The sequence below is a fragment of the Patescibacteria group bacterium genome (assembly GCA_041661625.1).
Taxonomy (GTDB): domain Bacteria; phylum Patescibacteriota; class Patescibacteriia; order JAHIZJ01; family JAHIZJ01; genus JBAZUB01.
The window spans coordinates 407,882-422,017 of record JBAZUB010000001.1 but is presented as its reverse complement, the minus strand read 5'-3'; the positions used below and the strand labels follow the sequence as shown (position 1 = coordinate 422,017).

At 50.0% G+C, this 14,136-nt stretch carries 11 protein-coding genes and 1 tRNA gene; all 12 read left to right on the top strand.

Going from position 1 to position 14,136, the window contains the following annotated elements:
* Window positions 1-18 precede the first annotated feature (18 nt).
* The 12 genes from WC734_02165 (at window position 19) to WC734_02110 (ending at window position 14,075) form a co-directional block, all read left to right on the top strand.
* Entirely contained in the window at window positions 19-2,535 is a 2,517-nt protein-coding gene (locus tag WC734_02165; GenBank protein ID MFA6197943.1) for a type IV secretion system DNA-binding domain-containing protein, read from the top strand.
* A gap of 98 nt (window positions 2,536-2,633) precedes the next feature.
* The gene (locus WC734_02160; protein MFA6197942.1) at window positions 2,634-3,230 is read left to right on the top strand and encodes a hypothetical protein; all 597 of its coding nucleotides are present in this window, start codon (window positions 2,634-2,636) and stop codon (window positions 3,228-3,230) included.
* Window positions 3,231-3,341: 111 nt separating this feature from the next.
* On the top strand, window positions 3,342-4,877 hold the full coding sequence (gene dnaX, locus WC734_02155) for a DNA polymerase III subunit gamma/tau (GenBank protein ID MFA6197941.1): 1,536 nt from the start codon (window positions 3,342-3,344) through the stop codon (window positions 4,875-4,877).
* A gap of 150 nt (window positions 4,878-5,027) precedes the next feature.
* Window positions 5,028-5,098, top strand: a tRNA-Gln gene (locus WC734_02150).
* A gap of 221 nt (window positions 5,099-5,319) precedes the next feature.
* On the top strand, window positions 5,320-6,246 hold the full coding sequence (locus WC734_02145) for an FAD-dependent oxidoreductase (GenBank protein ID MFA6197940.1): 927 nt from the start codon (window positions 5,320-5,322) through the stop codon (window positions 6,244-6,246).
* Window positions 6,247-6,458: 212 nt separating this feature from the next.
* A complete protein-coding gene (locus WC734_02140) occupies window positions 6,459-8,327 on the top strand; it encodes a DUF2207 domain-containing protein (GenBank protein MFA6197939.1) in 1,869 nt (622 codons plus the stop codon).
* Window positions 8,328-8,366: 39 nt separating this feature from the next.
* Window positions 8,367-9,455, top strand: coding sequence for a hypothetical protein (locus WC734_02135; protein MFA6197938.1), 1,089 nt, complete (start codon window positions 8,367-8,369; stop codon window positions 9,453-9,455).
* 10 nt (window positions 9,456-9,465) lie between these two features.
* Window positions 9,466-10,116, top strand: coding sequence for a hypothetical protein (locus WC734_02130; protein MFA6197937.1), 651 nt, complete (start codon window positions 9,466-9,468; stop codon window positions 10,114-10,116).
* A complete protein-coding gene (locus WC734_02125) occupies window positions 10,113-10,874 on the top strand; it encodes a hypothetical protein (protein ID MFA6197936.1) in 762 nt (253 codons plus the stop codon). Before WC734_02130 ends, WC734_02125 begins: the two co-directional genes overlap by 4 nt.
* Window positions 10,875-11,098: 224 nt before the next feature.
* Window positions 11,099-12,325 (top strand): S1C family serine protease, encoded by a 1,227-nt coding sequence (locus WC734_02120; GenBank protein ID MFA6197935.1) that lies wholly within the window; start codon window positions 11,099-11,101, stop codon window positions 12,323-12,325.
* 6 nt (window positions 12,326-12,331) lie between these two features.
* Window positions 12,332-13,039 carry a glycosyltransferase gene (locus WC734_02115; GenBank protein ID MFA6197934.1) on the top strand — a complete coding sequence of 236 codons (708 nt, stop codon included), beginning with the start codon at window positions 12,332-12,334 and terminating at the stop codon, window positions 13,037-13,039.
* Window positions 13,040-13,049: 10 nt separating this feature from the next.
* Complete coding sequence (locus tag WC734_02110; GenBank protein MFA6197933.1) at window positions 13,050-14,075, top strand: NAD-dependent epimerase/dehydratase family protein; 1,026 nt, start codon at window positions 13,050-13,052, stop codon at window positions 14,073-14,075.
* The last annotated feature ends 61 nt before the right edge of the window (window positions 14,076-14,136 follow it).

Here is a 14,136-nt window from a genome sequence, read left to right as displayed (position 1 = left end):
GTCGTCGAGGTTACGCCAATGGACTCATTTGTGTCCCGGGTGTCCGGTTTTATTTGGCCGGTAGTTATCATTGCTGGAAGCCTGTTGGTGTTGGTGGGTCTGCTCTGGATGATCCGGGCATTGTTCATCACGTCCGGCAGCCACATACCAGCGGCGTTTCAGAAAACTATATTACGCGTAATGGTGCCGAAGGAGCACATGGAGCTCGAAGAGCGTTCCGACCGGCCTCAGGGCGGCATGAAAGAATTGATGGCCGTAGCCGAGGCGCTGTACGCCAACATCGGGGGAATAGTCCGTTTCCAACGCTGGTACTCACGATTGCTGTTTGGACGGCAGGATCATATTGGCATGGAGATTGTGGCCGATCAGGATGAGGTGACATTCTATTTCGCAGTACCGCATAAGTACGCCGAATTTGTGGAACAGCAGATCCACGCGCAATATCCCGAAGCCGAAATCGAATCGGTGCATGATTATAACATCTTCCATCACGAATCGTTTATCGTCGGCACATATTTGCGGTTAAGTCAGCGCAGCATATTTCCGATTCGGACCTATCAAAAAATGGAATCAGATCCGATGAGCGCCATTACTAATGTACTGAGCAAAGTACGGGAACCGGAAGGGGCAGCCATACAAATATTAGTCCGGCCGGCGCCGCGGGGCTGGCAGACCGGCGCCCAAAAGTATACCCATCAAGTGATCACCGGAAAATCTAATGGTGCCGGATTGGGATCAACCATGGACGTGGTCTGGAGCTCGGCTTTTTCCAACCGCGATAAAGAACAAAAAGCGGCGGAAGAACAGCGATTTTACCACATGTCGCCGATGGAAGAGGAGCGGATCAAGTCGATCGGCGAAAAAGTCAGCAAAGTTGGGTTTGAGGTCAATGTACGAATTGTCGTTGCCGGCGCCGACAAAATGCGGGCCAATCTGACTCTGGACAATATCGTAAACACTTTTAACCAATATGCCCTGCAGGAAGTGGGCAATCGATTTGTCCGGATCAAGCCCCGCGGCCACTGGCAGCACAATCTGATCCGGGACTTCATCTATCGACATTTTCATTCCCGGCATGCCATGATATTGAACACCGAAGAGCTGACCAGCTTGTTTCATTTGCCATTGTCTGACACTGAAACTCCCAATATTCGGTGGGCGTCAGCCAAACGGTCTGGTCCGCCGGTTAATATTCCCAAAGAGGGCCTAGTGCTGGGTAAGAGTAATTTCCGCGGCCGGGAGACTTTTGTGCGGATCAAGCGCGACGATCGGCGCCGCCATTTCTACATGATCGGAAAATCGGGTGTTGGTAAATCGAACCTGATTATCAACATGGCAGTGCAGGATATTGAAAATGGTGAAGGCGTGTGCGTGATTGACCCGCACGGTGATTTGATTGAAGATATTTTAGAGCATATCCCGGTTCAGCGGGCGGACGATGTGATTATCTTCGACCCGTCAGACACGGAACGCCCGGTTGGTTTGAACATGCTGGAAGCGGATCGTCCCGAGGAGCGAGACTTTGCCGTTCAGGAAATGATCGCCATTTTCTACAAGTTGTTTCCACCCGAGATGATCGGCCCGATGTTCGAGCACAATATGCGCAATGTTATGCTGACCTTAATGGAGGACGCGCAGCATCCCGGCACGATCACCGACATCCCGCGCATGTTTACCGACCCGGAATTCCAAAAGTACAAGTTAAAGTTTGTCACCGATCCGATCGTGCGGGCGTTCTGGGAAAAAGAAATGGCCAAGACCAGCGATTTCCACAAATCGGAAATGATGGGCTATCTGATTTCCAAAGTCGGTCGCTTTGTCGAGAATCGGATGATGCGAAACATCATTGGCCAGCCACATTCCGGATTCGATTTCAAGGCTGTTATGAATGAGAAGAAAATCCTGCTGGTCAATCTGGCCAAAGGTAAGACCGGCGAAGTCAATAGTTCATTGCTGGGCCTGATTATTGTCTCAAAACTGCAGATGGCGGCTCTATCGCGAGCCGATATGCCGCAAGAACAGCGCCACGACTTCTATCTCTATATTGATGAGTTTCAAAACTTTATTACGGACAGCATTGCCACGATATTATCCGAAGCCCGGAAGTACCGGCTGAATCTTATCATCGCCCACCAGTACATGGGCCAGCTGGTACAAAACCAGGACACTAAAATACGCGACGCGGTACTGGGCAACGCCGGCACCATGGCAGCATTCAAAATTGGCGTGGAAGACGCTGAAACGGTATCAAAGATTTATGCTCCGGTTTTCAACGAATACGATCTATTGAATATCGAAAAGTACAATGCCATCATCAAGCTGTTGGTCGACAATCAGCCGGTGCGAGCCTTCAACTTCCAGCCATTGCCGCCAGTTAAGGGCAATGCTGAATTAGCGGCCAAGATAAAGCAGTTGTCGCGGGTCAAATATGGCCGAGATCAATCCGCCGTGGAACGCGAGATTATCGAAAGCAGTCAGCTGGGTGCGTCAAAAGCCCCCATACCGACCACCCATCCAGCCGAGCCCCGGGGCTGATGAAAACGGCCTGAATCGAGCCAGTTGACAGCCGGAGCTCTCTCTGTTATACTCCAAACTACTTATTTTATTGACAAAAACTAAAAGCGTCCAAAAAAATGCCAAATTCAAACAATCTCCAAAAAATCCACGAAATGATCGAAACCGCCCAAGCTAATCTGCAGATTGCCCGGCAGCTTTTGGATGAAATGGCTGGCGGTACTTTGTCGACTGATACGTCCGTGAAACAGCCGGTAGCGGGCCGGATGCTGGATAGCGATGAAGGCAAGGTTATTGAAGGCATTTTTGACGGTCAGAATATGATCGGGCCAGATGGCAAGCAATATTCCGTGCCGGCTAATTACGCGTCAAAATCGAAACTGATTGAGGGCGATACGTTAAAGCTGACGATTACCGGTGATGGCTCGTTCATCTACAAGCAGATTGGCCCAACCGACCGCATCAGATTGATTGGCATACTTACCCGGGATGAAGAAACCCACGAATACCGGGTCTTGGCTAATAACAAGAGCTATCGGGTGCTTTTGGCTAGTATTACCTACTTCAAAGGCGAGCCGGGTGATGAGGTTGTGGTGCTGATACCAAAAGACAAGGACACCAAGTGGGCCGCGGTTGAGAATATCATCAAAAAGGCCTCCGGTCTCTCGGCCGCTGATTTACCCGAACCTGAAACAGTCGCCGTAGAGGATATTTAAGGCCGGGCGGTAACATATCCGGATGACAGCCGCACTTTGATGCGCGCGGTAGTTTTTGATTTTTGCCGGCGGGTCGAATTCCTGCTACAATGAACAGACAAACTACACACTATGGCCGAAACACTCTATCGAAAATATCGCCCCCAGACGTTTGACGGTTTGGCGGGTCAACAACACATCCGGATCACTCTCGCCAACGAGATTAGCACCCAAAAATTAGCCCACGCCTATTTGTTTTCGGGACCGCGCGGCGTTGGTAAGACAACCACCGCCCGGATCTTCGCCAAAGCGGTGAATTGTCAGAATCGAAAGCCGAACGAGAGTGAACCATGCAACGAATGCGAAGCTTGTCGGGAGATCACCGCCGGGCAATCGTTAGATTTGATCGAGATTGATGCCGCTTCACACACCGGCGTAGATAATGTGCGGGATAATATCATTGAGAATGCCCGATTCACGCCCGCGCGTTGGCCATATAAGGTATTTATCATCGATGAAATTCATATGTTATCGGCGGCGGCGTTCAACGCTTTACTAAAAACCCTGGAAGAACCTCCCGCGCACGCAATTTTTATCCTCTGTACCACTGAACTGCACAAACTTCCTGAAACAATCATTTCACGTTGCCAGCGGTTTGATTTTCGCAAGATTGCCCGGGATGATTTATTTGAGCGTCTGAAACGTTTGGCCAAGTCAGAAGGCAAAGAAGTGGTCGATGAGGTGTTGTATGGAATTATTCGATTGGCGGAAGGTTCATCGCGCGATGCCGAGAGTCTTTTGGGCCAGGTGCTGACGGTGGGCGAAAAGAAGATTACCGCCGAGCTGGCTCAGATCGTATTGCCGCGCTCGCATGCTGATGCGGTTATGAAGCTAATCGAATGTGTTGTCCGGCGCGACATCACCGGAGCCCTGGAAACAATCAACACCCTGGCCGAAGAAGGAGTAAACTTCGTTCAATTCTCGCATGAGCTGGTCGATTGGCTCCGGTTATTTTTGTTGATCAAAGCCGGTGGTAATCTAAGCGGTGCCAACCAGTTTGAACTCAGCGCCGACCAAGATCAGGCGCTCCGGGCGTTGATACCTGAAATTGAAATGAACCGGTTAGTCGCCTGGATAAATGCCCTGCTGGATCGAGAGCGGGATATTAAGAATCTGGATATACCCCAGTTACCGCTTGAGTTGATAGTGATTGAGGCTTGCAGCCTAGACGCTCCCCGAACCGAAAGCGACCAGCAGCCGCCAGCCGTTCCTCCGGCTGCCACGCCCACCGAATCGAAATCGGCTGACACACCAACACGGTCAGCTACAAAGTCTTCCGGTCATAAAATGGAACTATCCGAGATTCAAACCCGCTGGCCAGAGATACTCCAAAAAGTCCAGCAAGAAAACCAGCCTCTGGCGCTGGTATTGAAACTAGCCCGACCCGGCGCGATACGTGATGGCAAGCTGATCCTGCATTGCCAATATCCGATCCATGCCGAGCGGCTCAAGCATCTCGGCACCCGCCAGGCCATTGAGAGCGTGCTTGAGACAGTGCTTGGCGAGGCCTGGTCAATCGATGCCGACGTGGTCGCGTCCGACGAGCTCTCTGATGCTGATATTGTTAGTCCGCTACTCGAAACATTCGGCGGGGAAGTAGTGGGCTAAAGGATGGTTGACGATTGAATAATAAAAGCGTAAAGTGGGTTCGGCGGATGGCGCATATTTTTATAGTCGAATATTTTCTGATCAGCGCTCTGGGATAAAAAGGACGCCATCCCGCATCGCCGTACTTTAAAATCTATTCGATGGCACAGCTCCGGGATCGTCTAATGGTAGGACGCCAGGTTCTGGCCCTGGTAATTGGGGTTCGAGTCCCTGTCCCGGAGCTGTGCAATTGAGTGGTAATCAGCAAAAATTTGTGAAACGGCTGGTGTGGGGTGGCCCTGGTAATTGGGTGTCGAAGCGGAGAAAGCAAGTGGACTGCTTCACTTGCGACCGCTGAGACGGGTTGAGCGATCTCCGCTTGGCGGAGCGCTAAACCCCGGATCGAGTCCCTGTCCCGGAGCATTGCTCAGAAACAAAGAATAACTAATCGGTAAAATAATATATGTACGACCTCATTATCATCGGCGGTTCAGCGGCGGGAACGTCAGCGGCAATCTACGCGGCACGGGCTAAGCTAGATTTCAAAATACTCGCCATGGATCTCGGCGGGGAAGTTGCCCACTCGGGCGGGGTTGATAACTATCTGGGTTTCAACGAAACGACCGGGGTTGAACTATCGCAGAAATTTAACGCCCAGCTGGATCATAACCAGGTAAATGTTGAAGTCGGTTTTGAAGTACAAAAAGTTGAAAAGATAGTACTGGGTTATCGGATTACCGGTCGAGACGCATCATCGCAAACGGTCTCGTATGACAGTAAAACGGTTATAGTCGCGTCGGGAGTTAGGCCGCGACACCTGAATGTGCCAGGCGAAAAGGAACTTTATCAGAAAGGCTTATCATACTGTACGACTTGCGACGGCCCATTGTTCAAAAACAAGACTGTCACCACGATTGGCGGTGGTAATTCAGCGTTGGAATCAATCCTGATGATGCGAAACCTGGCTACGCGGGTATATTCCATTAATAAAAATCCAGAATTCAAAGGTGAACAAGTATATATCGACAAGGTTAAGGCCGACTCGAAAGTAGAATTAATCCACGATGCTGCCACCGTACAAATTATTGGCGATCAGCAAGTCACCGAGGTGGAATATATGGACAAAGCCACCGGTCAGCTCCGGCGCATTAATACGGATGCCGTCTTTGTGCATATCGGCATAATTCCCAATACGGAAATGGTCAAAGATCTAGGCATACTCGACCCGGCTGGTTTTATTGTGGCCGATCAATTAATGTCCAGTAAACTGCCCGGATTGTTTGCCGCCGGAGATGTGGTAAATATACCGTATAACCAAATTATTATCGCGGCTGGTCAAGGCGCTGCCGCTTCATTAGCGGCTCAAACCTATTTACATCGTTTAGCCTAAATACGGTCAAACGCGGGGTAGTCTACATATAAAGTGATGTGATGCCGGCATCGGAAGTGATGCCGGTTTACATTATTACCCGATAAAGGTAAACCGTTAGATACCGATTGTGGGGCATAGTTGACAACCTTATCCGGTCGGCCATGGTGGTGAAATAAACCAATGAAACATATTTGCCGTATCGGGCAAAAAATGGTAAAATATGCCGGCATATGCCTGACAAAATAAAAGACTATTGGTTAGTTTATTGCGTCGCCTTTTTGGTGTTATTGGTCGGTTTGTTTCCAAGCCAATCCCAAGCGGCGGACTGGGCGATTGAAAACTGGCAAACTGATGTAACGGTGACAAAGGATGGAATCTGCCAATTCCATGAAGTTCGGTCGTATCTGTTTACGGGTTCGGTGTCTGAAGTGGCTGCGCAATGGCCGGTCGCAGCAAACAGCGTAGTGCAGGACTTTACGGTATTGAATGAAAAAGGGGACACCGTGGTGCATGAGGTTCGGCCGGTGCCAGATTCCAACGACCTGCTGCGCTATAATTTATCAGTTCCGGTTTCACCTGGGCGAGCCAGCTGGCAGATTTCATATAACGCCACCGGCTGTGTCAGTTATTTTGACAACTTCGATCAATTGTCATGGCCCCTGACTACCGATACGCGGACTGAGATAATTGATCAATTAAGAGTCCGGGTGCGGTTGCCGCGCCCAGCGGAATATTTGGATCGTTTCAGCCAATCACTAACCATCGGAACCGCCACTGGACGACGTGATCTAGCCGGGAGCCGAATAATCGATTCGCAAACGATTGAATTTGCCGGCTCAATCTTGCCAGCCAAGAGCAGTATCAATTATTCTGCCAGCTGGCCCAAGGAGGTATTGGATGATCCTGGTACGCTCAAAGTAACGGCTAATGGGGTCAATAATGAATCAATATCAGTTCGGATATTGGTAGGCGGGCAAAATTTGGGCATAACTACGCCGTATGTTTTTTATCTCAGCAGTCCAACCCTGAATCGCGAAGTGATTTCATTAACGGTGCAGCATTTTGGCTATCATTCCGAGAGTCGAGAACTGATATTGATGCGTGGTAAGTCTGATTATTTCGCGTTTGAATTGCGGCCAGCCTGGTGGTACCAACCGGTTCGTTATGGATTAGCGGCATTGGTACTAGTGTTCTGGATTCTACCCTGGTTGGCCTGGTGGTTCTGGTATCGACGTTGGCGTCGCGCCGGCCGCGATCCAAAGATCTCTCAAATAATAAAACCAGAGTTGGGCCCCGGGCAGCTGACACCCAGCCAGGTAGGCGTGATCGTCGATGAGCGTGTCGATCGGCGTGATTTAACGGCTGGTTTGATATTTCTGGCCGTACATAGGTATCTGGCGATTGAACGAATTGATCACTCCTGGAGCCACAATCGAAAAGGTTTCGTTCTGGTGAAGCAGGACAAAAACGATCAGGTGCTCGGTACTTTTGAACGATGTTTGCTTCAGTGGATCTTTGAACAAAAATCTAGGACCACCTTTTCCGAGCTGGCCGCGCGTATGGTGACGCGGCCTAAACATCTATCGACCGCACTGTACGATAATGTAGTTGCGCTGGGATATTTTACCGAATCTCCCGCCACAGTGCGACGCCGGTATCTCCGTCGGCCGGTAAATTGGTTGCTGATTACGCTAGCTTTGAACATTGCGGCACTGGTCAGCGATCCGGGTATATTCGTCGCGGTGCTACCTTTGTTGATGGCTTCGGCGGTGGCGGTTCTGTTTGCCGGTATCATGCCGAAAAAAACACTCAAAGGGGCTGAGGTGGCACACTGGTCCGCGCGGTACGCTAGTGTGTTATACGACCAACCGCAGAAGTCCGACCGATTGATACCGCAATGGGAGTTTGAGCGGGCGCTACCTTATCTGCTGGTGTTGGAAGCGGACGCGATGTGGCTTTCAGCTTATAGCCGTACCCTGATGGACTGGCCCGGCTGGCTGCGCCCGATCGGCACGGCCCGACCGTACTCTGCCACTCAATTCGTCCAGATATATAACCAATTAATCTCGGCTAGCGACGCCGTCTTTAAAACGATCTAATAATTAGCAGCGGCTTAAACGTCGTTGCGTAATAACCACATGAAATTAAAAATCGGATTACTATTACTAGCACTGGGCTGTGGCGTCGGGTTGTGGTATTGGGCGCAACATCAGAATCCCACCGATAGTCAAATTAAAGGCGTCCAGACTGACAGTCGCAGCCAACAATCATCTGGTTTGGGCTTGGTCTGGTTAATTAACAGTCCGACTGGCGGCCGCTTAGCCACAATGGGGGCGGATAATCAGCCCCGACTGCTTACTCCCGAAACCAAAGATATTAAATTGGCCTGTCGCATGAATGATACGCAGTATGCCTACTTTGACGAAACCGACGGTTTCAATAAACTATGGCTCGGGTCGGTTACGCAAGCCGAGCCGACATTTATCATGGCCACCCGGCAGGAACCGGTTGAAATAATTTGTGATCGGCTAGGCAATCATCTCATGTACACGACTTTCGATAGCGACCGCCAAATTCTAAATCAGGTAGATCTGGCAACGCGCACTTCTCGATCTGTCGATACGGTCACCGGGCGAGCGGCTTATGACCAGACTGGGCAGCGAATGATTTATCCGATGTCGGACGGATTGTATTATCGTGAAATAAATCGAACGGGCGAGCTATCCGAATCGCTTCAGGTTGTGGCCGGCACGGTTGAATCGGCGATTTTTTCCCAATCTAATAATGCGGTGATTTACGTCGCTCAAGAGAATAACGGATACGTGCTGTATCAGACCGATTGGCGCAGTCAAACCACGTCACAATTGTCGCGTTTCGACATCGAATTGGGCGAGCTGGAATGGTCGCTGAGTTTGTCTAATGATGGGGAAGTGATATTGTATCGCTTTGCTCCAAAGCAGTCGACCTGGCAATCAACAATCGGAAGCATCAGAGCGGATGGCACTAGCCAGCAGACGTTGCAGGAAGGAGTCGGGCGAGCTGCTTGGATGCCAGGCGAACCGGTTGTCGTATACGAGAAATTACGTTTGAGTTCAGGGGATATCGCCGTTGATCTCTGGCAAATGACGGCTCAGGGGAGCAACCGCGAAATAATTGTTGGAACCGGGCAAAACTATTTGACCGGGTACCGAGCGGTTGACCCGAGCAGTAGTGAATCGGCGCAATAATATATTATCCATGACGAGAATAGAGCGGCCATTAACACCAACTACCACGCCAAATCCAGGCAGTCACGCTGGCGGTCGTTTGCTTTCAACATTGTGGCGCAGCAACCGCTGGTTGCGCCGACTTATTGGCTTGGCATTTATACTTTTAATAATCGCGAGCGTGGTAGCATATTTCGGCATTGCTAATATACCGGTGATCAGTCAGATTGTTTATCGTCCCATCGTCCCGATTCGCCCGGTATTGGGAGAGGGATGGTCGACATCGATAGATGCATTGGGGGGCAGCGGCACAATCAATGAAGGCCAGCTGACAACCATGTTAAAGCAGCTCGACCGTTTGCCTGGTACGGCCACCGTGTTTTATGATTTGCAAGCTGTGGTTGAATCAGGGAAAGTCCAGGTCAATGGAAGACTATTTCAATCAAACGGGTACTACCGCTTTGTGGCAGACGCCGAGCCGGTGATAACGGAGGGACACTTGGCCTTTGCCGCTCGGAATCTGCGTGTCCAAAAGATTAACCTGCCGGCATCATACATTCAACCATTGTTCAACCAATTGGCCACGGTGAGCAATGGCGCAATGCTAAACGCATATATCCAGAACCTAGCCACCGAATCCAGTCGGATAAACCTTACCTTCAAATCAACCAGCCTGCGATGATATTACTCAAACGTCTTCAGCCATTATTATCGGTTGTTATCGCTTTGGTCGCCTATGAGGTGGTTTTCTATCAGCCGGGCTGGTTTTATTGGTTGTGGGCAGTTATGGCTTTATTGGTCGCGCTGTCACTCTCATGGCAAACAGCCGGAAAACCGCTCCACGAATACGGTGTATTATTGATCAGTCTAGAGCTTTATATTAGCGCGACTATTTTGCTTTTGTTTTTTACCGAGGGAGTGATATTTCACCAATTAGTCATAGCCATATCGGCGATATCCCAGTTAATTTATTTAACTAATATTTTTTACTACTACTATCGGACAGAGAAGTATAATGTTCACTCATTGCAGAGTATCTCTAGTTATCTGAATATTAGTGCCATGTTTGCTGTGGCAGTGGCTGCATTTAGCGCTATACTGTACATCAATTGGCCCGCCTGGTTGTTGACGTTGATTGTGCTGGTCGTTGTCTGGCTAATATCTTTACAAATGCTGCAGGTCAATCTAATTGAATTCCGACGCCAGTGGCTGCATACGCTCATAATAGCCATCGTGTGCGCTCAAACCTTTTGGGTGGCGAACTGGATGCCGTCGGGCGTTTATGTCAATGCTTTGGCAGTCACCATTGTGTTATATATCACCTATAATGTGAGTCGCTATTATCTGATTGAACATTTGACCCGGCCGGTCTGGATGCGCTATTTCATTGTCGGTATTAGTGTGCTATTATTAGCATTAATTACGGCCCGTTGGGTTTAGTCTGGGCATTCGTTTACGCTTCCTTGTAAACGGACAAAGCCCGTTAATAAGGAAGCTTTGGCCAATATCTTCGTTACCGCCTTCGGTTCGACCTCGACGTAGCTCCACAATGCCTTCGGCCGAATCCTTGGCGGTGCCCCCGCCCGACTGGCTTGACGCCAGTCAAGGCGGGCGGGTCGATCTTAGCCAAAAACGAACACCCAGTAAGTTAACAACCATAATATATGGACCTCAAACCAACTCCCACATCACCCAAGATGAAAAATACGGAAGATTTAGAGCGCCTGTACCAAGATAAGGAGCTAAAAGAATTGCATCGACCGCGACGTCAGAACGGTCGCTTATTTACCCTTATATTGGCATTGGTCTTGGGCGGATTCGCTGGGTGGTTCGGCTCCTGGTTCTACAACAACCAGAACCCAACTTCCTTGAGCTGGAATGGCACCCCATTTCGCAACAGTGGCAGCGACAACGCGCGACTCCAAAAGCGCAACGATCTGAACAGCCACTTGCCGGAATCGGCTGTGGGTATTTTTGAAAAAAAAGACACCAGTTCAATAACTGATCCGCTAGCCACAGTCTATGCTGAAACCGATCAGCTGTCTTCGGGGTTGTTGGTAACAAGTGACGGCTGGATTGTAGCGCCGAAATGGTCCGTACCCGATTTAAAAAAAACCTACGTGGCTATAACAGCCAATGGTCTGGTGATAACCGTTGATCAGGTGATCGGTGACCCCAGTTTGCCAGTCTATTATTTAAAGATTACCGGACAAAATTATCAGGCGATAGATTTTATCGATAATGACAAAGTTGATGCGCTGGATGATATCCTCTACTTGCGCCACGATAATGGCCAGGACATTCGTTTGGGCGCTGGTCTGGTGATTGATCCCTATTATCTGCCGGCACCGACCGCGGCCGACCGTCTGCTCAGCTCGGAGACAATCGCCGCTCGGGTGCTAGTGCAGGATGTCTTGTCGGAAGATTATCAGGGAGCCGCTATGGTAAACTATGATGGCAAGCTGGTCGGTTTGGTTGCCAGCGCCTCGTGGCCCACCGCTCAGGCAGTACCAGCGGGGGCAATTCGAGCCGGTTTAAACAGCCTATTAAAAAACGGCGCGGTTGTTCGAAGTGAGTTTGGTGTACATTATCTGGATTTAAGCGCCAGCCGGGATGTCTCGTCCGTTTTTTCGCAACATCGGCAGGTGGGCGCGTATATTTATGGTGATCGCGAAGCCGACCGTCCGGCGATCGTGGCTCAGAGTCCAGCGGAAACAGCTGGTCTAAAAAAAGGCGACATTATTACCCAAGTGAACAACGTGAAATTAGATACCAACATGACGCTATCGGACGCGGTGCAAAATAATGCGCCGGGCGATGAATTAAGGTTAACGATTTTGCGCGATGACAAAGAGACGGCCTTCACCCTTAAGCTTGGTAGTCTGAAATAACTTCGCATGCTCATATCTCTCATTATTCCAGCCTATAACGAAGCTCAGCGGATCCGGCGCACGCTGGATGACTATGTCAAAGATTTTTATCCGGGCAATGTGGAATTAGTAGTGGTGCTCAACGGCTGTCGTGACAACACCCGCGAAGTAGTCGAACAGGCCCAGCGGGAATCGGGCCACGCCATAGTCATTCATGAACTGCCTAAAGGTGGCAAGGGTCGAGCGATAAAATATGGCTTTCAACACGCCCAAGGCGATCTAATTGGCTTCTTGGACGCCGATGGATCAACCAGCCCCGCCGAATATCGCAAATTGGTCGAGGCAATACTTCACGAATCATATGATGGAGCCATCGCGTCAAGGTGGGTGACGGGTTCCCGGGTAGTGGGCCGGACCACTTTTCTGCGCACTTTGTTCAGTTACGGCTTCCATTATTTTACCAAGATGTTGTTTTGGCTGCCTTATCGCGACACTCAGTGCGGCGCCAAACTATTCCGTCGCCAGGTGGTTGAGCGGATCGTAGACAAACTTACAATAACCGATATGTCGATTGATATTGATATACTAGTACAACTAAAACGGGCCAAATTCAAGATCCGCGAAGTGCCTACGGTTTGGGTTGATCGTTCCAGCGCGGAAATGTCGGGCGCCAAGTTGCTGCGTGCCAGCTGGCGGATGATCGTGTCATTATTAAAGATTCGTTTTTCACATTGAACTAACTACTATGGAAACATCTGAACCATTGCAACGAAAAAACGTATTAGTCACGGGCGGGGCTGGATTTATCGGTAGCCATCTGTGCGATTCATTGATCGGAACATGTAATGTCATTTGTTTGGATAATCTCATCTCGGGCAACATTGAGAATGTCAATCATCTGCTGCATTTGCCAAACTTCGAATTTATTCGGCACGATTTGTCACAGCCAACCGATTTGGAAGTATTTCCAGAGCTCAAAAAGTTCAAATTGCCATATCACGGTCTTCAGGAGATATATCACTTGGCCTGTCCGACGTCGCATTACGAAAAACACGCGCACCAGTTGGATACGGCACTAGCCAACAGTCATGGTACCAAGAATGTCCTAGACTTGGCGGTGAAATACCACTCCAAGGTGATGTTGGCGTCCAGTTCGGCGGTCTATGGCGAACCGGAACCGGGCGAGCAGGTGTTGTTGGCCGAAAACAATTACGGTCGGGTCAACCAACTGGGCGAGCGGGGGTGTTACGATGAAGGCAAGCGCTTTGCCGAGACCCTGGTGAAGATTTATCGTGAGGAATACAAGATTGACGCTCGGATCGCCCGGATATTTCAGACCTATGGGCCGAGGATGAGCCTGGAAGACAACCGGCTGATTCCCCGGCTGATATCGCGCGCCATCACCAATCAACCGTTGGTGGTTTATGGCGAGCCAAACCTGCGGACTAGCTTATGCTATATTGCCGACATTATCGAAGGTATCGGTAAATTCATGCAATCCGAACTGGCTGGCCCGGTCAACCTGGGCAGTGATCAGCCAGAAACCTACCAAAAGGTTGCGGATCTGGTAAAAGAATTGACCGATACGTCATCGGTGATATCATTTGAATCGGAGTCGCCTTATATCGCGCATCGCGGCATGCCGGATATCAAGCTGGCCAAGGATAAACTGGGCTGGTTCCCGGTCGTTCCGCTCAAAGAAGGGCTTGAGCTGACGATCGCGAATATGCGGGGCAGCCGGGTGGTCAAGATGACGGATATTAAGCTTTAGGTCATCCGGCATCCTTTACGCCCATAATTATTCCTATGCAAATTACCGGATCAATTCCCCG